This is a genomic window from Rhizobium laguerreae (assembly GCF_019778565.1).
Classification (GTDB): Bacteria; Pseudomonadota; Alphaproteobacteria; order Rhizobiales; family Rhizobiaceae; genus Rhizobium; species Rhizobium laguerreae.
Genome location: NZ_JAAXQT010000006.1, coordinates 35,780 through 56,139, shown reverse-complemented (window position 1 = coordinate 56,139; position 20,360 = coordinate 35,780). Strand labels below are relative to the sequence as shown.

Annotated in this window: 21 protein-coding genes; 9 read left to right on the top strand and 12 right to left on the bottom strand. The window is 61.4% G+C overall.

The window, feature by feature from the left end:
* Positions 1-24: 24 nt before the first annotated feature.
* Positions 25-1,599: a 2-polyprenylphenol 6-hydroxylase gene (gene ubiB / locus HFO71_RS19020; protein ID WP_077977354.1), complete on the bottom strand. Its 1,575-nt coding sequence runs from the start codon at positions 1,597-1,599 to the stop codon at positions 25-27.
* A gap of 68 nt (positions 1,600-1,667) precedes the next feature.
* Positions 1,668-2,444, bottom strand: a complete 777-nt coding sequence (gene ubiE / locus HFO71_RS19015) for a bifunctional demethylmenaquinone methyltransferase/2-methoxy-6-polyprenyl-1,4-benzoquinol methylase UbiE (RefSeq protein ID WP_077977355.1) — start codon at positions 2,442-2,444, stop codon at positions 1,668-1,670.
* A gap of 149 nt (positions 2,445-2,593) precedes the next feature.
* On the opposite strand from ubiE, the gene mutM reads away from it, so the two are divergent.
* The 5 genes from mutM (at position 2,594) to HFO71_RS18990 (ending at position 8,411) form a co-directional block, all read left to right on the top strand.
* The gene (gene mutM, locus HFO71_RS19010; protein WP_221988271.1) at positions 2,594-3,499 is read left to right on the top strand and encodes a bifunctional DNA-formamidopyrimidine glycosylase/DNA-(apurinic or apyrimidinic site) lyase; all 906 of its coding nucleotides are present in this window, start codon (positions 2,594-2,596) and stop codon (positions 3,497-3,499) included.
* A gap of 38 nt (positions 3,500-3,537) precedes the next feature.
* Positions 3,538-4,311 (top strand): enoyl-CoA hydratase, encoded by a 774-nt coding sequence (locus tag HFO71_RS19005; protein WP_077977357.1) that lies wholly within the window; start codon positions 3,538-3,540, stop codon positions 4,309-4,311.
* Between the two features lie 192 nt (positions 4,312-4,503).
* A complete protein-coding gene (rpsT, locus tag HFO71_RS19000) occupies positions 4,504-4,782 on the top strand; it encodes a 30S ribosomal protein S20 (RefSeq protein ID WP_003544819.1) in 279 nt (92 codons plus the stop codon).
* A gap of 858 nt (positions 4,783-5,640) precedes the next feature.
* Positions 5,641-7,191 carry a chromosomal replication initiator protein DnaA gene (gene dnaA / locus HFO71_RS18995; protein WP_017958684.1) on the top strand — a complete coding sequence of 517 codons (1,551 nt, stop codon included), beginning with the start codon at positions 5,641-5,643 and terminating at the stop codon, positions 7,189-7,191.
* Between the two features lie 137 nt (positions 7,192-7,328).
* Entirely contained in the window at positions 7,329-8,411 is a 1,083-nt protein-coding gene (locus tag HFO71_RS18990) for a saccharopine dehydrogenase family protein (protein WP_221988270.1), read from the top strand.
* Positions 8,412-8,475: 64 nt separating this feature from the next.
* Here HFO71_RS18990 and hemW read toward each other — a convergent pair whose 3' ends face one another.
* From hemW to rph, 4 genes are read right to left on the bottom strand one after another with little or no spacing between them, the layout of a single operon-like run.
* Entirely contained in the window at positions 8,476-9,678 is a 1,203-nt protein-coding gene (gene hemW / locus HFO71_RS18985; RefSeq protein ID WP_221988268.1) for a radical SAM family heme chaperone HemW, read from the bottom strand.
* A 9-nt stretch (positions 9,679-9,687) separates the two neighbouring features.
* Complete coding sequence (gene rdgB, locus HFO71_RS18980; protein ID WP_020048178.1) at positions 9,688-10,332, bottom strand: RdgB/HAM1 family non-canonical purine NTP pyrophosphatase; 645 nt, start codon at positions 10,330-10,332, stop codon at positions 9,688-9,690.
* Positions 10,333-10,758 carry a VOC family protein gene (locus HFO71_RS18975; RefSeq protein WP_025392887.1) on the bottom strand — a complete coding sequence of 142 codons (426 nt, stop codon included), beginning with the start codon at positions 10,756-10,758 and terminating at the stop codon, positions 10,333-10,335. It lies immediately after the preceding gene.
* Positions 10,755-11,474 (bottom strand): ribonuclease PH, encoded by a 720-nt coding sequence (gene rph / locus HFO71_RS18970; protein WP_025392888.1) that lies wholly within the window; start codon positions 11,472-11,474, stop codon positions 10,755-10,757. The genes HFO71_RS18975 and rph overlap by 4 nt, the downstream gene beginning before the upstream one ends.
* Positions 11,475-11,602: 128 nt before the next feature.
* Here rph and hrcA point away from each other — a divergent pair, with 128 nt between their 5' ends.
* Both hrcA and grpE read left to right on the top strand, forming a co-directional pair.
* A complete protein-coding gene (hrcA, locus tag HFO71_RS18965; protein ID WP_012755759.1) occupies positions 11,603-12,691 on the top strand; it encodes a heat-inducible transcriptional repressor HrcA in 1,089 nt (362 codons plus the stop codon).
* A 110-nt stretch (positions 12,692-12,801) separates the two neighbouring features.
* Positions 12,802-13,434, top strand: a complete 633-nt coding sequence (gene grpE, locus HFO71_RS18960) for a nucleotide exchange factor GrpE (RefSeq protein WP_003544834.1) — start codon at positions 12,802-12,804, stop codon at positions 13,432-13,434.
* Between the two features lie 39 nt (positions 13,435-13,473).
* Here the strand turns inward: grpE and HFO71_RS18955 are convergent, their stop codons facing one another.
* Positions 13,474-14,418 (bottom strand): nucleoside hydrolase, encoded by a 945-nt coding sequence (locus HFO71_RS18955; RefSeq protein WP_025392889.1) that lies wholly within the window; start codon positions 14,416-14,418, stop codon positions 13,474-13,476.
* 277 nt (positions 14,419-14,695) lie between these two features.
* Between HFO71_RS18955 and HFO71_RS18950 the strand changes: the two genes are divergently transcribed.
* Entirely contained in the window at positions 14,696-15,121 is a 426-nt protein-coding gene (locus HFO71_RS18950; protein ID WP_017958691.1) for an Hsp20 family protein, read from the top strand.
* A 47-nt stretch (positions 15,122-15,168) separates the two neighbouring features.
* Positions 15,169-15,426, top strand: a complete 258-nt coding sequence (locus HFO71_RS18945) for a BQ00720 family protein (protein WP_003544838.1) — start codon at positions 15,169-15,171, stop codon at positions 15,424-15,426.
* 53 nt (positions 15,427-15,479) lie between these two features.
* Here the strand turns inward: HFO71_RS18945 and HFO71_RS18940 are convergent, their stop codons facing one another.
* The 5 genes from HFO71_RS18940 to lnt form a co-directional block, all read right to left on the bottom strand.
* A complete protein-coding gene (locus HFO71_RS18940) occupies positions 15,480-15,746 on the bottom strand; it encodes a DUF2277 domain-containing protein (protein WP_017958692.1) in 267 nt (88 codons plus the stop codon).
* A 234-nt stretch (positions 15,747-15,980) separates the two neighbouring features.
* Entirely contained in the window at positions 15,981-16,682 is a 702-nt protein-coding gene (trmB, locus tag HFO71_RS18935; protein ID WP_221988266.1) for a tRNA (guanine(46)-N(7))-methyltransferase TrmB, read from the bottom strand.
* Positions 16,679-17,932 (bottom strand): methionine adenosyltransferase, encoded by a 1,254-nt coding sequence (metK, locus tag HFO71_RS18930; RefSeq protein ID WP_025392891.1) that lies wholly within the window; start codon positions 17,930-17,932, stop codon positions 16,679-16,681. Before metK ends, trmB begins: the two co-directional genes overlap by 4 nt.
* Before the next feature lie 177 nt (positions 17,933-18,109).
* Positions 18,110-18,526: a helix-turn-helix domain-containing protein gene (locus HFO71_RS18925; RefSeq protein WP_020048186.1), complete on the bottom strand. Its 417-nt coding sequence runs from the start codon at positions 18,524-18,526 to the stop codon at positions 18,110-18,112.
* Between the two features lie 152 nt (positions 18,527-18,678).
* Complete coding sequence (gene lnt, locus HFO71_RS18920) at positions 18,679-20,283, bottom strand: apolipoprotein N-acyltransferase (protein WP_221988265.1); 1,605 nt, start codon at positions 20,281-20,283, stop codon at positions 18,679-18,681.
* Between the last annotated feature and the right edge of the window lie 77 nt (positions 20,284-20,360).

Here is a 20,360-nt window from a genome sequence, read left to right as displayed (position 1 = left end):
ACACAGCATGTTTTTGGCAGGCGGTCAGCTCAGCATCCAGGCAATGTAGAGAAGCGTCAAGGCGATGACCCATAAGGCGATTTTGGCCGAGCGGTTGTGCCGCGCTTCGGCCTTGCCGATCGCTTCCGCCGTCTCAGCGTCGAAACGTAAGCCGTGCTCGCTCATATGCAGCAGCTGGTGGTGGAATTTTTCGGTTTTTGCCGCGATTTCCGGCACGGCTTCGGCGAGCTTGACCGCCGCCTTCAGCCCGTCCTTGAGATCGGTGGCGATCCGCTTCGGACCGAGATTGGTGCGGATCCAGTCGCCGACGACAGGCTCGGAGGCCTTCCACATATTGAAGCGTGGATTGAGCATGCGCGACACGCCTTCGACCACGACCATGGTCTTCTGCAGCATCACCAGCTCGGGCCGTGTCGCCATGTCGAAGAGTTCGGTCACTTCGAACAGCAGCGTCAGCAGCTTGCCCATCGAGATCGTCTCGGCCGGCTGTCCATGGATCGGCTCGCCGATCGCCCGGATCGCCTGGGCGAAGCTTTCGACATTGTGGTGGCCGGGCACATAGCCGGCCTCGAAATGTACCTCGGCGACGCGGATATAGTCGCGGGTGATGAAGCCATAGAGGATTTCGGCGAGGAACCGCCGCTCCTTCTTGCCCAGCCGCCCGACGATGCCCATGTCGACGGCGACGATCATGCCGCCCGCATCGACGAAGAGATTGCCCGGATGCATGTCGGCATGGAAGAAGCCGTCGCGCAGCGTGTGGCGCAGGAACGACTGGATCAGCGTATCGGCAAGCAGGTTGAGGTCGTGGCCCGCCGCGCGCAGGCCCTCGACATCGGACATCCGCGTGCCGTCGATCCACTCCATGGTGATGACGTCGCGCCCGGTGCGTTCCCAGTCGACCTTCGGCACGCGAAAGCCGGGATCCCGTTCCGTATTCTCGGCGATCTCGGAAAGGGCGGCCGCCTCCAGGCGAAGATCCATCTCCACCTTGGTCGTCTGCTCCAGCGTCTTCGTCACCTCGACCGGCCGCAGCCGCCGGCTGGACGGCAGGAAACGCTCCTGCATATGGGCAACGAGATACATCGCCTCGATGTCATGGGCAAAGCGCTGGCGTACGCCGGGCCGCACGATCTTGACGGCGACCTTCTTCCGGCCCTCGGCGCTATCGACCTCGGCCGGATGCACCTGCGCGATCGAGGCGGCGGCGATCGGATCACCGAAGCTCGCATAAAGCTCGCTGATCGGCCGTCCGAGCGAGCCTTCGATATTGGCCTTGGCGGCGGCCGAGGGAAAGAAGGCCATCCGGTCCTGAAGCTGCGACAGGTCGTTGGCGAATTCGACGCCGACGACATCCGGCCGCGTCGCCAGGAACTGCCCGATCTTCACATAGGAGGGACCGAGCCGCTCGACGGCCTGCGCTAACCGGTCGCTGCGCTTCTGGTGCCGCGCCTTGCTTCGCTCGAAAATCGTGACGAAGGATTTGGCGAGCGCGACCGGAGGCGGCAGCCCTTCGGAAGGAAGGGCTGACACGACACCCTCACGCACGAGCACCCAGCCGACGCGCCAAAGGCGGAAATAGGCGCCGAAAGTGCTCATGCAGGCTGGCCTGCTTGCGAAGGGGCCACGGACAGGAATGAAGGAAAGCGTGTAGCCTGCATCATCCCTCAGAGCTTCCAGCCGGAATGGAGTGCGGCGATGCCGCCGGTATAATTGGTGTAGGTGACGCGTGAGAAGCCGGCCTGGCGGATCATCGCCGCGAAATTCTCCTGGTTCGGGAATTTGCGGATCGATTCCACCAGATATTGGTAGGGTTCGGCATCGCCGGTGATCGCCTTGCCGAATTGCGGAATGGCGTTGAACGACCAGGCGTCGTAGATCCTGTCGAGAAGCGGCATATCGACTTCGGAAAATTCCAGCACCAGCAGCCGCCCGCCACGCTTCAAGACGCGATAGGCCTCAGACAGCGCGACATCGATCCTCGGCACGTTGCGGATGCCGAAGGCGATCGTATAGGCGTCGAAGCTGCCTGCCTCGAAAGGCAGTTCCTCGGCATTCGCCTCGATGAAGGTGAGATTGCCCGAAAGCTTCCTCTTTTCCGCCCGCTCGGCGCCGACGCCGAGCATCGAACCGTTGATGTCGAGCACCGTGGCATGCGCCTGTCTGCCCGACGCCTCGACGATGCGGAAGGCGATATCACCCGTGCCGCCGGCAACGTCGAGTACCTTGTAGCCAGGCTCCTTGCGCGGGTTCAGCGCCGAGATCATCGCATCCTTCCAGGCGCGGTGCATGCCCATCGACATAACGTCGTTCATGATGTCGTAGCGCTTGGCGACCTTGTGGAACACCTGGTTGACCAGGCCCTGCTTCTGGCCGTCGGGCACCTCGCGGAAGCCGTAGGAGGTCTCCATGCCGCCATCGGCGGAAGTGCGGCTTTCTGACATCAGACTGCTCCGTTCCTGACGATTCGGGCGCGACGGCCATAGCGAAAGACCGCGCGCGACGTTATCTATGGGCCGCGTTTTCCGCGGCACACTGGCGCTATAGCGCACATCGTCGTCGGTTGAAACACGTTACAGATAGATGGGTTAAGATGCCGGAATTGCCAGAAGTCGAAACGGTGAAACGCGGCCTGACGCCGGCGATGGAGGGCACGCGCGTCACCAGGCTGGAGCTGCGCCGCGGCGATCTGCGCTTCCCCTTTCCCGACGCTTTCGCGGACAGGGTTTCCGGCCGCACCATCGTCGGCCTTGGCCGCCGCGCCAAATATCTGCTGGTCGATCTCGACGACGGCAACACGCTGATTTCGCATCTCGGCATGTCCGGTTCCTTTCGCATCGAGGAGGACCGCATCGAGGAGGGTGCGGCCCCCGGCATGCCCGGCGAATTCCACCATGCCCGCTCGAAGGACGAGAAGCACGATCACGTCGTCTTCCATCTGGAGGGCACAAGCGGCCCGCGCCGCGTCGTCTACAACGATCCGCGCCGTTTCGGCTTCATGGATATGGTGGGACGTGCCGATCTCGCCGCCCATCCCTTCTTCCGCGATCTCGGCCCGGAGCCGACGGGAAACGAGCTCAGCGCCGCCTATCTGGCCGAACGCTTTCGCGACAAGGCGCAGCCGCTGAAGAGTGCGCTGCTTGACCAGAAGAACATTGCCGGTCTCGGCAATATATATGTGTGCGAGGCGCTGTGGCGCGCGCATCTTTCGCCGATCCGCGCCGCCGGTACGCTGGTGACGGCGACTGGCCGGCCGAAGGCGCAGCTCGACCTGCTCGTCGCCTCGATCCGCGACGTCATCGCCGATGCGATCGCCGCCGGCGGATCGTCGCTGCGCGACCACATCCAGACCGACGGATCGCTCGGCTATTTCCAACATTCCTTCTCCGCTTATGATCGCGAAAGTCAGGCTTGCCGCACGCCCGGCTGCGGCGGTACGGTCGCCCGCATCGTCCAGGCGGGTCGCTCCACCTTCTATTGCGCCACCTGCCAGAAGTAAGCTTGCCAGAAGCAAGAGTGAGAAACCGGGAGAACAGCATGGCCTATGAGACCCTGATCGTCGAAACCCGAGGCAATGTCGGCCTCGTCACGCTGAACCGCCCGCAGGCGCTGAACGCGCTGAATTCCACCGTCCTGAAGGAACTGAAAGAGGCCTATGCCGCCTTCCACGCCGACGAGACGGTCGGGGCGATCGTGCTGACCGGTTCCGAGCGCGCCTTTGCTGCCGGCGCCGATATCAAGGAGATGCAGCCGCTTGAGTTCGCCGATATCTATAAGAGTGATTTCATCAGCGGCTGGGATGAAGTCGCCAAGGCACGCAAGCCGGTGATCGCTGCCGTCAGCGGTTTTGCGCTCGGCGGCGGCTGTGAGCTCGCCATGATGTGCGATTTCGTCATCGCCTCGGAGACGGCGAAGTTCGGCCAGCCGGAAATCACCCTGGGCGTCATTCCCGGCATGGGCGGCTCGCAGCGGCTGACGCGCGCCGTCGGCAAGGCGAAGGCAATGGATCTCATCCTGACCGGCCGCATGATGGATGCGGCGGAAGCCGAACGATCGGGACTCGTTTCGCGTGTGGTGGCGCCCGAGCGTCTCATCGACGAGGCGTTGGCGGCGGCCGAAAAGATCGCTTCGCTTTCGCGCCCCTCGGTGATGATGGCCAAGGAGGCGGTCAACCGCGCATTCGAGACCACGCTGGAGGAGGGCTTGCGTTTCGAGCGCCGCCTGTTTCACAGTCTCTTTGCCACGGACGACCAGAAAGAAGGCATGGCGGCCTTCGTCGAGAAGCGCAAACCTGCTTTTACGCACCGTTGAATGCTTTTAGGCGCTTGCCGGTGGTAAAGCTTGAAAATCCGCGTTGACGTGGGCCGGCTTTAGAGTTATATGCCCGCCCACGGTTCGGAAAGCCGGTTTGGTTTTCCGCGATTGCTCCCGCATTGCTGGATTTTGTGGCCGCAAGGCCCGCGGTAATGGCGGAGTTTGTTCGAATTCTTGAGAGAGGCATCCATGGCCAATACAACTTCGGCGAAAAAAGCGACCCGCAAGATCGCCCGCCGTACCGACGTCAATAAGGCTCGTCGCTCGCGCGTTCGTACTTTCGTTCGCCAGGTCGAAGAGGCCATCGCATCCGGTGACGCCGCCAAGGCGAAGGAAGCTTTCCTGGCTGCTCAGCCCGAGCTTGCCCGCGCCGCCAGCAAGGGTGTGCTGCATTCCAACACGGCATCGCGCAAGGTCTCGCGCCTGGCTGCTCGTGTGAAGGCTCTTTCGGTCACCACGACCGCGTAATCTTCCGTTAACGACTTCTTCTTTATGATTAGCCCGGTAATTTTACCGGGCTTTTTCGATTCAACCGATCAGCCCCTGCATGGTTAATCTCACGACTGTTTCGTGTCAGCGCCATGACAGGAAAAATTGTTAAAAAACAAAGGCTTGCGGAAGGATGCTTTTGCACTGCGCGACTCTCCCCCGAGCTTCCGGGACCACAGGGGAGTCAAGAGGATTTTATTTTTTTTCTTTCAATGCGTGTCAAAATAGCCCGAACGGGGGAATCTCTTTGATTCAACTGCGATTCTTTTTTGACGCTGGTGTGACGCCCGAAAAGGGCAGGCGGAGTCAATGGCCGCTTGTTAATTTTGCGTAAAATTCATCGTTGATATTGCCCTTTGATCCTGCCTAAATGGCTTCCAACAGAGGGCGCGGACATCACCTGCAGAGGCTCGGTTTTAACTGCCACGTCGGCAGGGCGATGAGTTTGTGCCTTTTGTTACGGAGCCTTGCGCTTCCGTCTTTTCAAGCACTCGACGGATTTGAGCCGTAACGTGGCTGTTACGGAGCGGGGATGTTTTGTGCCTTCAGTGGCCACACGTTTAAGGCGAGGCCGCCGGAGAAGGTAAAGTAATATTGGGTTCGGGCTGGTCGGCCGAAAACGAGGTTCGATCGCCAGCCTGACACGGAAGGCCGATGAAGGTTGCCGCATGAATACGGCCCCTGCAACGGAGTTCTGCGTCGGTCCCGTTGAGGGGCCAGTGTTTTGAGTGAACCGGCAGGCGAGCGGCTCATGAGGATCCGTCAGCCCGCCAAAGCGGGGATTGATCGGGCGGCTGTTTTAGCGGATGCCGCCCGGTGGAATTGAAAGGCGGCATTATGCAGATGAATACGATGACGACGGGCGGGCTCGACAATGGGGATGCGGCACCGCAGACGTTCGGATCCATTCGCCTCGAAGTGGGCGAAGCAAAGGCGGAAATGAAGCAGAGCATTTTGTTTGAGCGCGTCAGCGCGCGCTTGAAGGCCCAGGTCGGTCCTGACGTCTATGCCAGCTGGTTTGCCAGACTGAAGCTGCATTCGGTATCGAAGAGCGTCGTTCGCCTTTCGGTCCCCACGACCTTCCTGAAGTCGTGGATCAACAATCGTTATCTCGACCTCATCACCGGTCTGTTCCAGGCCGAGGATCCGGAAATTCTGAAAATCGAAGTCCTGGTGCGCACGGCAACGCGCCACGGCACCAAGGCGCTCGATGAGGCGGTCGCGCCGGAACCAGCCGCCCCCACGCAGATGCGCCGCCCGACAAGCGCGCAACCGGCCGGTCAGGCCGTCCAGCAGGCGGTTTCGGCTGTTGCCGCCGCAAGGCCAGCAAGCTTTGGCTCGCCGCTCTTCGGTTCGCCGCTCGATAGCCGTTTTACCTTCGACACCTTCGTCGAAGGCAGCTCGAACCGGGTCGCACTTGCGGCTGCTAAGACGATTGCGGAAGCTGGTCAGGGCGCTGTGCGCTTCAACCCGCTCTTCATTCATTCGACTGTCGGCCTCGGCAAGACCCACCTGCTGCAGGCGGTCGCTAATGCGGCAGTACAGAACCCGCGGGCTCTGCGCGTCGTCTATCTGACGGCCGAATATTTCATGTGGCGCTTTGCCACCGCGATCCGCGACAATGATGCGCTGACGCTGAAGGATTCGCTGCGCAACATCGACCTCCTGATCATCGACGACATGCAGTTCCTGCAGGGCAAGATGATCCAGCATGAATTCTGCCATCTCCTGAACATGCTGCTCGACAGCGCCAAGCAGGTCGTCGTTGCAGCCGACCGTGCGCCCTGGGAGCTGGAGTCGCTCGACCCCCGCGTTCGCTCGCGCCTGCAGGGCGGTGTGGCGATCGAATTCGATGCGCCGGATTACGAGATGCGTCTCGAAATCCTCAAGCGTCGCCTGGCTGTCGCCCGGCTCGAAGATCCGTCGCTCGATATTCCGGCCGAACTGCTCCAGCATGTCGCCCGCAACGTCACGGCCAGCGGCCGCGAACTCGAAGGCGCCTTCAACCAGCTGGTCTTCCGGCGCTCCTTCGAGCCGAACCTGTCGATCGAACGCGTCGACGAGCTGCTCGCCCATCTGGTCGGCTCCGGCGAGCCCCGCCGTGTGCGCATCGAGGATATCCAGCGCATCGTCGCAAGGCACTACAACGTCTCGCGCCAGGAACTGGTGTCGAACCGCCGCACCCGCGTCATCGTCAAGCCGCGCCAGATCGCCATGTATCTGTCGAAGACGCTGACGCCGCGCTCCTTCCCGGAGATCGGCCGCCGGTTCGGCGGGCGCGATCACACGACCGTTTTGCATGCCGTGCGCAAGATCGAGGAGCTGATTTCGGGAGACACCAAGCTTTCGCATGAAGTCGAGCTTCTGAAGCGCCTGATCAACGAATAATCGCCTAGTTTTTCCGAAAAATCCACGGCCGGAAGTGATTCCGGCCGTTTTCCTTTATAAGTTTTTTATTCTATACCTCCCGCGCATGACGTGCATGTCAAAGACTGAAGCGCCAAAACGGCGCGTGGGAGGAATGAATGAGTTTCGAAAAGATCGCCGTTCTCGGCCTGGGCAAGGTCGGACGGCTGGCGGCGACGCTTTTGCATGAAGGGGTCTTCGAGGTCATCGGCGTCGACGCGCAATTGCCGCTGAGCGACGTCCCCTTCAAGTGCCGCACCGGCGATATCTCCGATCCGCAAGTGATCGGCGAACTGCTCTCGAATGTCGAGGCGGTGCTCTCCTGTCTGCCCTATCATTTGAACATTGAGCTGGCGCGTGCCGCCCATCTTGCCGGTATTCATTATTTCGATCTGACCGAAGACGTTCCCACAACCAATTTCATTATCGAGCTGTCGAAGACATCACGCGGCCTGATGGCGCCGCAATGTGGCCTGGCGCCGGGTTTCGTCGGCATCGTCGGCGCAAGCCTGGCCGATGGCTTCGATCGCTGCCGGTCGATCCGCATGCGCGTCGGCGCTCTGCCCCAGCATCCGACCGGACTGCTCGGCTACGCCTTCAACTGGTCGCCTGAGGGCGTCGTCAACGAATATCTGAACGACTGTGAGGTCATCGAGGGCGGTGTGCGCAAGCTCGTCTCGCCGATGGAATGGCATGAGACCGTCTATGTCGGCGGCGTCAAGCTCGAAGCCTTCACGACGTCCGGCGGCCTTGGCACCATGTGCGACACCATGCTCGGCAAGATCGACAATCTCGATTACAAGACCATGCGGTATCCCGGCCATATGGAGCTGATGAACTTCTTCTTCCACGAGCTGTTGATGCGCGACAAGCGCAAGCTCGCCGGCGAGATCCTGACCAATGCCAAGCCGCCGGTTGAAGACGATGTCGTCTATGTCCATGTCGCCGCCGAGGGCACCGAGAATGGCGGCCTGCGCCGCAAGGAATTCGTGCGCGCATATTATCCGATCGAGATTGCCGGGGCGCGCCGCACGGCGATCGCCTGGACGACGTCAGCCTCCGTCGTCGCCGTCATCGAGATGGTCCGCGACGGCCTGCTGCCGGCGACCGGCTTCCTGCACCAGGAGCATATTCCGCTGGAGATGTTTTTGAAGACACCGACCGGCAGCCTCTTCAAGGCCGGTGCCACCAGCCACGGCTGAGACTGCCTTCCGGCACGGCAGCAACATCGATGCCGTCGCGCTGCAAATCCATTCGTCTTAGATATCAGCAGGCGAGATCGGCGACGACGGAATCGAGGATCAGCATGCCTGAGGGCGTGCAGCGCAGGCGTGAATTGCCGATCCGCTCGATGAATTTGTGTTCGAGCAGGAATTCCTCGCGTTTCGGGTCGAGGTCACGGCCCGATAGCTGCTGCCAGCGGGCGAGATCGACGCCTTCCCTGAGCCGCAGCCCCATCAGCAGCAGCTCGTCGGACTGTTCCTCGAAGCCGAGTCGCTCCTCGTCGAGAATGCCGTGCCCATCACGCTCGACCATGTCGAGCCAGGTTTCGGGCTTGCGCTCGGTCGCCGTCGCGAGCTTCTCCGGCCCACGCGTCAGCCGGCCGTGGGCGCCCGGGCCGATGCCGGCATAATCGCCGTAGCGCCAGTAGGTCAGGTTATGCCGGCTTTCAGCCCCCGGCCGGGCATGATTGGAAACCTCATAGGCCGGCATGCCCTCGCGCGCCGTGATCTCCTGCGTCGCCTCATAGAGCAATGCCGATTGCTCGCCGTCCGGCACGGTCAACTTGCCGGCCTTGTGCAGACCGTAGAACGGCGTGCCTTCCTCGATGGTCAGCTGATAGAGCGAAAGATGGTCGACCGCATAGGAGATCGCCTCTTTCAGCTCCTTTTCCCATTCCCCGATGGTCTGGTCGGGCCGGGCATAGATCAGATCGAAGGACATGCGCGGAAAGATGTCGCGGGCCAGCCTTATCGCCTTAAGCGCGTCGGCGACATCATGCAGCCGGCCGAGGAATTTCAGATCCCGGTCGTTCAGCGCCTGCACGCCGAGCGAGACGCGATTGACGCCGGCCGCCCGGTAGCCGCGGAAGCGTTCGGCCTCGACGCTCGAAGGGTTGGCCTCCATGGTGATCTCGATGCCATCTGGCACATGCCAGTGCCGCGCAATGCCGTCGAGAATGGCGGAAACCGTTTCCGGCTTCATCAGCGAGGGCGTGCCGCCCCCCAGGAAGATGCTCGTCACCGTCTTCGGGCCGCTGATCGCCCGGACTGCCGCCATCTCCTTCAGGAAGGCTGCTGTAAAGCGCTCCTGATCCACCGGCTGGTGGCGCACATGGCTGTTGAAGTCGCAATAGGGACACTTCGCCGCGCAGAAGGGCCAATGCACATAGACGCCGAAACCCGGCTCGCCGGTATCGGGCAGCAGAGCCGCGTCGCGCGAGCTGCTTGGCGTGTCGAAATTGACCACGGACCGTCCTTATGCCTCCAGGCAGGTTTCAACAAAGAGTTTGAAGGCGCGGGCCCGGTGCGACAGCGCTTGCGGCTTGCCGACGTTCCAGCCGTGTTTTTCCTCGCCGCTCATTTCGCCGAAGGTGATGTCGTAGCCCTCGGGCTGGAAGACCGGATCGTAGCCGAAGCCTTGCGTGCCGCGCGGCGGCCAGACGACGCTGCCTTCCACCTCGCCGCGAAACAGCTCCGTATGCCCATCCGGCCAGGCAAGGCAGAGCACACTGATGAAACGCGCTCTGCGCTGTTCCGGCTGTGTCGCGCCCACATCCTGCAGCGCCTTTTCCACCTTGGCCATCGCCATGTCGAAATCACGCGTGCCGTCGGCCCTCTCCGCCCAATTGGCGGTGTAGACACCGGGATCGCCGCCGAGCGCGTCGACCACCAGCCCGGAATCGTCCGACAGCGCCGGCATGCCGGCGGCATTGGCCGAGGCGATTGCCTTGATCGTCGCATTCTCCTCGAAGCTCGTGCCCGTCTCATCCGGTTCGACGAAATTCAGCTCGGCGGCCGATTTGGCGGTGAAGCCAAGCGGCCCGATCAATTCCTGGATCTCACGGATCTTGCCGGCATTGTGGCTGGCGACGACGATGGTCTTCGTTTCAAGCTTGCGCATTCAGATGTCCTGTTCGATGCCCCAGATTTTAGCCTCCGCGCATTCCAGGCTGTTGCCGGCAGGATCGCGGAAATAGATCGAGCGGCCGCCGTTCGGCCAGCGCACTTCGGATTCGATCGCCACGCCCGCCGCCGTCAGCCGTTCGGCCATGGCATCGATATTGCGGCCAGATACCCGGAAACAGGCATGGCCCTGGCCGGTCGTGCCGTGCGGCGGCACCTGCAGCGCTTCCGGCGCCGGCGGCTTCACCGTTTCCTCGGGATTGAAGATCAGGAGAACGCCTGGCCCGCAGCGGAAGAAGACATGCCGGTTGGCGGCGCGGGCGATCTTTTCAAGCCCGAGAACGTCTTCGTAGAACGTCTCGGCCTTATCCAGATCCCGCGCATAGAGCGCCGTTTCCAACATGCCTTCCAGCATGGGGTTCATCCTTCGACGACTTGCTTCTGCAGCGCCACGAGTTCGCCGATTCCGTTTCTGGCAAGCTGCATCAGCGAGGTGAATTCGCCTTCGCTGAACGGCGTGCCTTCGGCCGTGCCCTGGATCTCGACGATCCCGCCGGTGCCCGTCATGACGAAGTTCGCATCGGTCTCGGCCGAGGAATCCTCGAGGTAATCGAGATCGATCACCGGCTGGCTGGCGAAGATACCGCAGGAAATGGCGGCGACGTGATCCTTCAGGACCCGGTCGACCTTGATCATGTTCCGGCTTTCCATCCATTTCAGGCAGTCGTAAAGCGCGATCCAGCCGCCGGTGATCGAGGCGGTCCGTGTGCCGCCATCGGCCTGGATGACGTCGCAATCGAGCGTGATCTGCCGTTCGCCGAGCGCCTGCAGGTCGACGACGGCGCGCAGCGACCGTCCAATCAGCCGCTGGATTTCCTGGGTGCGGCCGCCCTGCTTGCCGGCGGCGGCCTCGCGCTTCATGCGTTCGCCGGTCGCCCGCGGCAGCATGCCGTATTCGGCCGTGACCCAGCCCTTGCCGGTATTGCGCAGCCATGGTGGCGTCTTTTCTTCGAGGCTCGCCGTGCAGAGCACATGCGTATCGCCGAACTTCACCAGGCAGGAGCCTTCCGCATGCTTGGAAAAATTGCGCTCGAACGAGACCTTGCGCATCTGGTCGATTTTTCTGCCTGAAGGCCGCATTCTTATCTCCTGGGGTTTATTTGACCGCTTCTACGATTGGCGGCGCTCATTTGCAAATTCCCTTTTGCCACGGGTGTTAGTTTGACTATATTTTCGGGAAGTATCATCAGCACGGGTTCGAAAGCTTCATGGGCATCAGGTCGACGTCGGTTTCGGATGCCGTAGCTGCGCTGGACGAGCGCTCCAGGGAAATTTTTCGTCGCATCGTCGAAGGTTATCTGGAAAGCGGCGAGCCGCTCGGTTCGCGCAACCTGTCCCGTATCCTGCCGATGTCGCTGTCGCCGGCCTCGGTGCGCAACGTTATGAGCGATCTCGAAGAGCTCGGCCTGATCTATTCGCCGCATGTCAGCGCCGGCCGGCTGCCGACCCAGATCGGCCTGCGCTTCTTCGTCGATGCCTTCATGCAGGTCGGCGACCTCTCCGCCGAGGAGCGCGCCAGCATCGACCGCCAGGTGCGGGCCGAAAGCGGCGGCAATCCCGTCGAATCGATGATGAACGAGGCAAGCCGCATGTTATCCGGCATTTCGCGCGGCGCCGGCCTCGTCATCACCTCGAAAAGCGATCCAGTGCTGAAACATGTCGAATTCATCCGGCTCGAACCGACAAAGGCGCTGGCCGTGCTCGTCGGCGATCACGATCAGGTGGAAAACCGCATCATCGAACTGCCGGCGGGCGTCACCTCCTCGCAGCTGACGGAAGCGGCGAATTTCCTCAATGCCCATATGTCCGGCCAGACCCTGCCGGAGCTCCGCAAACAATTAAGCCGGTTGAAAGACGACGTCCGTCACGAGCTTGATGCCCTGTCGCGCGATCTGGTCGAGCGCGGCATCGCTGTCTGGGCCGGCAGCCCTGACGAGGGAAAGCCGACGCAGCTGATCATCCGCGGTCGCGCCAACCTGCTCGAAGGGCTCGCCGGCGCCGAGGATCTCGACCGGCTTCGCCTGCTGTTCGACGATCTCGAGAAGAAGGACAGCCTGATCGAGATCCTCAATCTCGCCGAAAGTGGTTCGGGCGTGCGCATCTTCATCGGTTCGGAAAACAAGCTCTTCTCGCTGTCCGGCTCGTCGCTCATCGTCGCGCCCTATCGTGACGACGACGATCGCATTGTCGGTGCCGTCGGCGTCATCGGCCCGACGCGGCTCAATTATTCCCGCATCGTGCCGATGGTGGACTATACGGCCCAGCTCGTCTCCCGCCTTTCGCGCAATCAGCTTTGACGCGCAGCTATCAGTCACGCGGAATTTTCGCTTCTTTGTCACGCAGACTTGATTTTTTTCGGTCGAACCTCGATATCGGGCGCATCTGAAGACACCAACCGGAGACCGTCATGACCGATGACACGACGAAAAACGGACCTGACGCAACTGCGGCCGATGCCGCAGCCGACGCCGCCGCCTACGTCGAGAACGAAACTGCGCAGCAAGAGCCCGCCCAGCCGGACCCGATCGAGCTTCTGAAAGCCGAAAACGGCGAACTGCGTGACCGTTATCTGCGCCTTGCTGCCGAGATGGACAACCTGCGCCGCCGCACCGAGCGCGAGGTGAAGGATGCCAAGTCCTATTCCGTCGCGGGTTTCGCGCGCGACATGCTCGCCGTCTCCGACAATCTGCGCCGCGCCCTTGATGCCATACCTCCGGAGACCAAGGCGGCTGCCGATGCCGGCCTGAGCACGCTGATCGAGGGTGTCGAGATGACCGAGCGCGCCATGCTGTCGGCTCTCGAGCGCCACGGCGTTCGCAAGCTGGAGCCGGTTGGCCAGAAGTTCGATCCGAATTTCCATCAGGCGATGTTCGAGGTGCCGAACCCGGACGTGCCGAATAACACGGTCGTCCAGGTCGTGCAGGCAGGCTTCACCATCGGCGAGCGCGTGCTGCGCCCAGCCATGGTCGGCGTCGCCAAGGGCGGCCCGAAGCCGGCCGAAGCCGAAACCAACTCCGTCTTCGACGAGAAGGACGCTTGAGATCGTTTCCTTCCTCCTCGAGGAAGGGAAACCGAAGCTTTAGATGCGGGCGAAGCGTTCGATCAGCAGATTGAAGAAGCCGTCCGCATCGACATGGCGCATGACCCTGGCATTGCGCTTGCGCTCGGTCACATGCCACCAGTCGACGACGGTCATGCCGACCGTGAGTTCGGACTGGACCTCGATCTCGACATTGCACTCCCGGCCTTTGAAAAGCTCCGGCTTCAGCAGGTAGGCGACGACGGTCGGGTCGTGCAGCGGCCCGCCGTCGGAACCGTATTTCTCGATGTCGAAGCGTTCGAAGAATTCCAGCATCTCGACCATGGCCTTTGCCGGCGCCGTGCCGATCTCGGCCATGTGCTGCACCCGGTCCTTGCGGGTCAGCAACTGATGCGTCACGTCAAGCGGCATCATCACGATCGGAACGCCCGAGCGGAAGACGATATCGGCCGCCTCTGGGTCGACATAGATGTTGAACTCGGCCGCCGGCGTGATGTTGCCGCCCTCGAAAAAGCCGCCGCCCATCATCACCAGTTCGCGGATGCGGGGGACGATGTCGGGCGCCTTCTGGAAGGCCATGCCGATATTGGTGAGCGGCCCGAGCGTACACAGCGTCACCGTGCCTTCCGGCTCGCGGCGCAGCGTCTCTATGATGAAGTCGACGGCATGGCCGGGCTGCAGCGCCATCGTCGGCTCGTCGAGATCCGGACCGTCGAGGCCAGTTTTGCCATGCACATGTTCGGCGGTCACCAGCTTGCGAGCGATCGGCGCGTCGGCGCCGGCGAAAACCTTCGTCTCCGCCCGGCCGCAGAGCTCGCAGACGATGCGCGCATTGCGGCTGGTGAGCGAAAGCGGCACATTGCCGGCGACTGTCGTGATCCCCAGCACCTCCAGCTCATCAGGGCTGCCGAAGGCAAGCATGATGGCGGCCGCGTCGTCCTGGCCGGGATCCGTGTCGATGATGATCTTTCTTGCGCTTGCCATTCCGATCGTTCCATCCTCGCACTGCATGTTGTCGGCATGTACCGATTTCTTCACGTCCCGTCTCAAATCAGCACATTCGGCGCGGGCATGTTTTGATGCGAGGCAGCTGACGCTTTGTCAAGGAAAGAGCCTGACGCCATCACCTTAAAATCGAGAGGTGACGCCGGCACCTCGCGGCCGATGCCTTGCGGCGCCGGGATTCTGTCCCCATATTAGCGGCATCCGGATGCTGCACTTGAGGTCCGGGATGGTCGCTTGCATCAAGGACTTGAAAAAAATGAGCCGCATTACCCCTTTCGCCAGCCCGCTGCTTCTGGGCTTCGATGCCATGGAAAAGACGCTGGAGCGCATTTCCAAGGCGAGTGACGGATATCCGCCTTATAATATCGAACGCATCGCCGCCGACACCGGCGCGCCGGAACGTCTGCGCATCACCCTTGCCGTGGCCGGCTTCAGCGAGGAGGAACTCGATGTCTCCATTGAGGAGAACCAGCTGCTGATCCGCGGCCGCCAGGTCGAACAGGGTGAGCGGGACTATCTTTATCGCGGTATCGCCGCCCGTCAGTTCCAGCGTACTTTCGTTCTTGCCGACGGGATGCAGGTGTTGGGTGCGGCCCTGAAGAACGGTCTGCTCTCCGTCGATCTAATTCGTCCGGAACCCGCGCGCATGGTCAAGAAAATTAACATTTCGGTCTCAGAGTAGCACAACGGTTTGTCGAACCGTTGGTCCCTTCTCCCGGAGGAACAGGAATGTTGATGAAAGAAGCCACGTCTCACTTGACCAAATCCGAGCTTGCCCACATCGGCAACGGCGAGGTCGCCTATATCAGAAAAATGCGGACCGATGAGGTCGCCAAGTGCTTTCCCGAGGCGCCGGATATCGATCCGAACGTCGATCTCTGGGCACTTTTCGGCGCCGACGGCACGCCGATCCTTTTGACGGACAACCGCTCCAGCACCTTTTTCAAGGCTGCCGAGGACGAATTGAAGACGGTCAGCCTGCACTGACCGTCAAGACCACTTGAGCTTGATTGAGATCTCCTGTGCGTGACCGGGTTTCCTTAAGCGAACCGGACCGCCGTTCTCGCGCGCGCCTTTGCCGCTACCTCTTCGCGATCACGAGGAGGTTGAGACGTTTCCAGCGAATCGAGCAGCTCGCGGGCACATGCCGCGATGGAATTGACCGCGTGCTCGAATGCGACCTCATTGCGCTTCGACGGTTTAGTCGTTCCGCTCACCTTGCGCACGAACTGGAGCGCGGCATCGTGGATCTCGTCGTCCGTCGCTGGCGGATCGAAATTGAACAGGGGTTTTATATTTCGGCACATGACTTGCTCCCGGTCATTGTCTCTCTTCCATTGAGAGGAGGGTGGCCAGCACAGAAAATAGCCGCGTGAGCGCTAATGGCAACCGGTCCGACGGCGGAACTCTACGCGTCGCAAGGCAGGGCGCAACTCCTTCAGTTCGGTTTTTTGTCGCTGTCGGGAACCATCAGATCAGCGTCCTACGCGATTGCTCACGTGAGGAACATCATGGGCGCGTTTGCCGACTTGCCGGCTGCCTCAGATCTTCCTGAACGTCAGATAGGCCGAAGACCGGCCCTCGCGGCGCGCCTTGGCCTCGTAACGCGTGCTCGGCCAGCCCTCATAGGGCGTCAGCCAATCGGCTGCATTGTCGGCTATCCAGTCGAAACCGCCATGGTTGCGGCACTTGATCAGCGTCCAGTTTACATAGGTATCGATGTCGGAGGCGAAGCAGAACAGGCCGCCGGATTTCAGCACCCGATGAAAACGGTCGAGATTGGTTTTCGAGACGAAACGCCGCTTCCAGTGCTTCCGCTTCGGCCAGGGATCGGGATAGAGCAGGTCGATCTGATCGAGTGCGCCGTCCGGCAGCCAGTCGAGCAGCTGCGTCGCGTCGTCATTATAGACGCGGATATTGGAGGCACCCGTCTCACCGATGCGCGACAGCAGCTTCTGCATGGAATTGACGAAGGGTTCGACGCCGATGAAGCCGGTCGAAGGCGTCTCCAGCGCGCGGTGGATCAGGTGCTCGCCGCCGCCGAAACCGATCTCCAGCCGTAATTTTTCGACCGGAACCGGGAAGAGGGAAGTCAGCGGCTCCGGCGGAGCCGCCGAGAGATCGATCAGGAATGCCGGCAGGAGACTGTTCAGCGTCTCGGCCTGCTGTTCGCGCAGGGCCTTACCCTTGCGGCGACCGAAGAAGGCTTCGGTCGCCCGCCCCCGGCGTTCCATATCCGTCATGCAGCGGCTTTGGTCTTAACGGATTCCTTGAGCGCCTTCACGAGGTCGGTGCGCTCCCAGGAGAACGAGCCGTCGCGGCCGGCCTTGCGGCCGAAATGGCCATAAGCCGACGTCTTGGCGTAGATCGGCTTGTTGAGGTCGAGATGACGGCGGATACCGGTCGGCGACAGGTCCATGTTCTGGCGGATCGCGGCTTCGACCTGATCCTCGCTGATGCCATTGCCGGTACCGTGCAGGTCGACATAGATCGACAGCGGCTGAGCAACACCGATGGCGTAAGAGAGCTGGATTGTGCAGCGGTCAGCAAGGCTGGCGGCAACGACGTTCTTGGCAAGATAGCGGGCGGCATAGGCGGCCGAACGGTCGACCTTCGTCGTGTCCTTGCCGGAGAATGCACCGCCGCCATGCGGAGCGGCACCGCCGTAGGTGTCGACGATGATCTTGCGGCCGGTGAGGCCCGCATCGCCGTCCGGTCCGCCGATGACGAACTTGCCGGTCGGGTTGATGTACCACTTGCAATCGTCGGCGATCTTCAGCTCGCCGAGCGCTTCGCGGATATAGGGCTCGACGACAGCGCGGACCTTCTTCGAATCCCAGCTCTCGTCGAGATGCTGGGTCGAAAGCACGATCGAGGTTGCTTCCGACGGCTTGCCGTCGACGTAGCGCACGGTCACCTGGCTCTTGGCGTCGGGGCCGAGCTTGGCGACTTCGCCGTCGCCCTTCTTGCGGGCAACTGCGAGCAGCTGCAGGATCTTGTGGGAATAATAGATCGGCGCCGGCATCAGGTCCGGCGTTTCGCGGCAGGCATAACCGAACATGATGCCCTGGTCGCCGGCGCCCTCGTCGCCCTGCTGGTCGGCGGCGCTGTCGACGCCCTGCGCGATATCCGCCGACTGCGAGTGCAGGAGCACGTCGATCTTTGCCGTCTTCCAGTGGAAGCCGTCCTGCTCGTAGCCGATATCCTTGATGGCGCGGCGGGCGGCGGCCTTGAACTTCGAAGGATTGATGACGTCCTTGCCATCCTTGTCCTTCTTCATCAGGCTCGGCGGCAGGCGGACCTCGCCGGCGATGACAACACGGTTGGTCGTCGCCAGCGTCTCGCAGGCAATGCGCACGCCCCACGGATTGACGCCGGTCTTGGCCGCTTCGCGGTAGACCAGATCGACGATCTCGTCGGAGATGCGGTCACAGACCTTGTCCGGATGACCTTCGGCAACAGATTCGCTGGTAAAGAGATAATTTGCGCGCATTTCGGGATTCCCCTCAAAGAATAAAGCCAGCTAGTAGGTACTCAGTTCGAGGCCTGATGACAAGCGCAGAAGGACATAAATATATCTTTATATCTGCGGCAAAGTGACAAATTTTGCCCCAAAAACGCAAAAAAGGCGGCCTTTCGACCGCCTTTCGAATTCTGCGATGGTGGGTGGTCAGTCGGCGTCGGCTTCAGCGGCCAGGGCTTTCACCAACTCCACGACCTTGCGGCGAACCTTGGGATCGGAAATCTTGACGAAGGCGCGATTGAGCTGCAGTCCTTCCGAGGAGGAGAGGAAATCGACGACGTAATTCGAGCTGGAGGCTTCCATGCCGCCGCCGCCACTGGAATGTTCGCCGGGCGCGTCCTCGAAGAAAAACGACACCGGAACATTGAGGATGTTCGAGATATTCTGCAGGCGGCTTGCGCCGACGCGGTTAGTGCCCTTTTCGTATTTCTGGATCTGCTGGAAGGTGATGCCAAGGCTTTCGCCAAGCTTTTCCTGGCTCATGCCCAGCATCGTACGGCGGAGGCGAATACGGCTGCCAACATGGATGTCGATCGGGTTAGGCTTCTTCTTGTTTTCAATCATGGTCGTGCCCTAGCTAAGAATTTCAACCTGTTTCTAACCGGCATGCCCCTGATCCATCCCAAAACGCCACGTTGCAAGCGGTGAGGAACCCACCTTCAAACATACGTTAAGAACGCCGATTGACATCACTATGCAATTTTAGGGGTTTTTGGTCAATTCAACCCGGAAATAAAACCTCTGCGAGAAATTAGCGCAATCAAAATCAGCAGCGCCTCGATCAACCAGAAGTATGTTTGCCGGGGGAATGTCGTTCCGGCTCCATCGCTGATGCTATCGAGCGTTGCATCGACGAAACCGGTTTCTCCAAGACTGAGGCCCGCAATAATTTCCCCATGTGCATTCACCAGCGCTGAAATGCCGCTATTGGCGTCGCGAATCAGCGGCAGGCCGGTTTCAACAGCCCGTACCCGCGCCTGCTGGAAATGCTGGTAGGGGCCGGGCGTCACGCCAAACCAGGCATCATTGGTGATATTGAGGATCGCGTTGGCGTCTTTTATGTCACCGGTCATTTCGCCGGGAAAAATGATCTCGTAGCAGATCAGCGGATAGAGATTGAGCCCGCCGGGCAGCGCCAGCAGGTGCCGGCTTGCGGCGGCCGAGAAGCCGCCCGGTATCTCGACGACGTTCTGGATGCCGAATTCGGTGAGCACGTCCTCGAAGGGCAGATATTCGCCGAAGGGCACCAGATGCACCTTGTCGGACGCGGCGATGATCTGGCCGCGGCCGTCGATCACGTAGATGGAATTATAGTAGCGCGGCGGCGTGCCTAGTCCCATCTCCTCGGCGCGAACGGCGCCGGCGATCAGGATCTGATTGTCGTCGAGCGTATCGGCAATCCGGGTCAGCGCATCCTGATTGTCGGTCAGGATGAAGGGGATCGACGTTTCCGGCCAGACGATGATATCAGGCTTGCGCCCGCCATTGTCAGGCGCTTCGGCCGACAGCTTCAGATGCGTCTCGAAGATCGCGGCGCGGTCGACGTCGTTATCCATTTTCGCTGTCTGGTCGATCGCCGGCTGCACCAGCCGCACCACCGGCCGCTTGTCCTCAGGCAATGTGTCCGGCCGCGGCGCGAGATGGAGAGCATAGGCGCCATAACCGAGATGGGCGGCAAAGAAGAGGGCGGCGAGTGCGATGCCCGTCCGTGCCCCTTGCCGCGTCCCGGCAAGGGCAGGCGCAGAAAAGACGAAGACGGCAAGGGCCGTTACGCCCATCGCTCCGATCACATGCGCCGATTGCATCATCAGCGGAACCGGCATGATGCCGTAGCCGATGGCGTTCCAGGGAAAGCCGGTGAGGACGAAGCTTCGAAGCCATTCCATCAGCCCGAAGCCTGCCGCAAGCGCGGCGATCCGCCCCATGCCATCAGACCAGACGATGCGGGCAAGGGCGGCCGCCAGGCCGTAGAAGATCGCAAGACAGGCCGGCAACCCGAGGATTGCCAGCGGCAGCGCCCAGGCGAATTCTTCCTGATCGATCAGCAGCGCATGGCCGAGCCACCAGAGGCCGGCGACGAAATAGCCGAAGCCGAATAGCCAGCCGGTGGCAAACGCCGGCCACAGCCTGCCGATCAGACCGCTTTCAGGCGAAGCCGCCGCCCCGTCGATGAGCCAGACGAGCAGGGTGAAGGAAAGGAACATCGCCGCGAAAAAGCCGATGGGCGGCAGCGCCAGAACCGCGAATGCCCCGGCGGCGATAGCCAGCAGCGACCGTTTGAAACCCCAGACGAGGATAACCCTGTCCGCAAGCCGCTCCATGCGCACTCCCATCAAACCGCGAATCAACCCATTCGCAGTCTTTCAAAAAAGCGGCTCTTTGTCCCGTCAGTTGGGTC

Coding starts and splice junctions, on each gene's coding strand:
- lnt (WP_221988265.1), bottom strand. CDS start 20,283: ATGGAGCGGCTTGCGGACAGGGTTATCCTCGTCTGGGGTTTCAAACGG.
- HFO71_RS18990 (WP_221988270.1), top strand. CDS start 7,329: ATGAGTTTCGAAAAGATCGCCGTTCTCGGCCTGGGCAAGGTCGGACGG.
- mutM (WP_221988271.1), top strand. CDS start 2,594: ATGCCGGAATTGCCAGAAGTCGAAACGGTGAAACGCGGCCTGACGCCG.
- HFO71_RS18945 (WP_003544838.1), top strand. CDS start 15,169: ATGTTGATGAAAGAAGCCACGTCTCACTTGACCAAATCCGAGCTTGCC.
- trmB (WP_221988266.1), bottom strand. CDS start 16,682: ATGACGGATATGGAACGCCGGGGGCGGGCGACCGAAGCCTTCTTCGGT.
- HFO71_RS19005 (WP_077977357.1), top strand. CDS start 3,538: ATGGCCTATGAGACCCTGATCGTCGAAACCCGAGGCAATGTCGGCCTC.
- metK (WP_025392891.1), bottom strand. CDS start 17,932: ATGCGCGCAAATTATCTCTTTACCAGCGAATCTGTTGCCGAAGGTCAT.
- HFO71_RS18940 (WP_017958692.1), bottom strand. CDS start 15,746: ATGTGCCGAAATATAAAACCCCTGTTCAATTTCGATCCGCCAGCGACG.
- HFO71_RS18955 (WP_025392889.1), bottom strand. CDS start 14,418: ATGGCAAGCGCAAGAAAGATCATCATCGACACGGATCCCGGCCAGGAC.
- ubiE (WP_077977355.1), bottom strand. CDS start 2,444: ATGTCAGAAAGCCGCACTTCCGCCGATGGCGGCATGGAGACCTCCTAC.
- HFO71_RS18925 (WP_020048186.1), bottom strand. CDS start 18,526: ATGATTGAAAACAAGAAGAAGCCTAACCCGATCGACATCCATGTTGGC.
- dnaA (WP_017958684.1), top strand. CDS start 5,641: ATGCAGATGAATACGATGACGACGGGCGGGCTCGACAATGGGGATGCG.
- rdgB (WP_020048178.1), bottom strand. CDS start 10,332: ATGCGCAAGCTTGAAACGAAGACCATCGTCGTCGCCAGCCACAATGCC.
- grpE (WP_003544834.1), top strand. CDS start 12,802: ATGACCGATGACACGACGAAAAACGGACCTGACGCAACTGCGGCCGAT.
- rph (WP_025392888.1), bottom strand. CDS start 11,474: ATGCGGCCTTCAGGCAGAAAAATCGACCAGATGCGCAAGGTCTCGTTC.
- HFO71_RS18975 (WP_025392887.1), bottom strand. CDS start 10,758: ATGAACCCCATGCTGGAAGGCATGTTGGAAACGGCGCTCTATGCGCGG.
- hrcA (WP_012755759.1), top strand. CDS start 11,603: ATGGGCATCAGGTCGACGTCGGTTTCGGATGCCGTAGCTGCGCTGGAC.
- HFO71_RS18950 (WP_017958691.1), top strand. CDS start 14,696: ATGAGCCGCATTACCCCTTTCGCCAGCCCGCTGCTTCTGGGCTTCGAT.
- ubiB (WP_077977354.1), bottom strand. CDS start 1,599: ATGAGCACTTTCGGCGCCTATTTCCGCCTTTGGCGCGTCGGCTGGGTG.
- rpsT (WP_003544819.1), top strand. CDS start 4,504: ATGGCCAATACAACTTCGGCGAAAAAAGCGACCCGCAAGATCGCCCGC.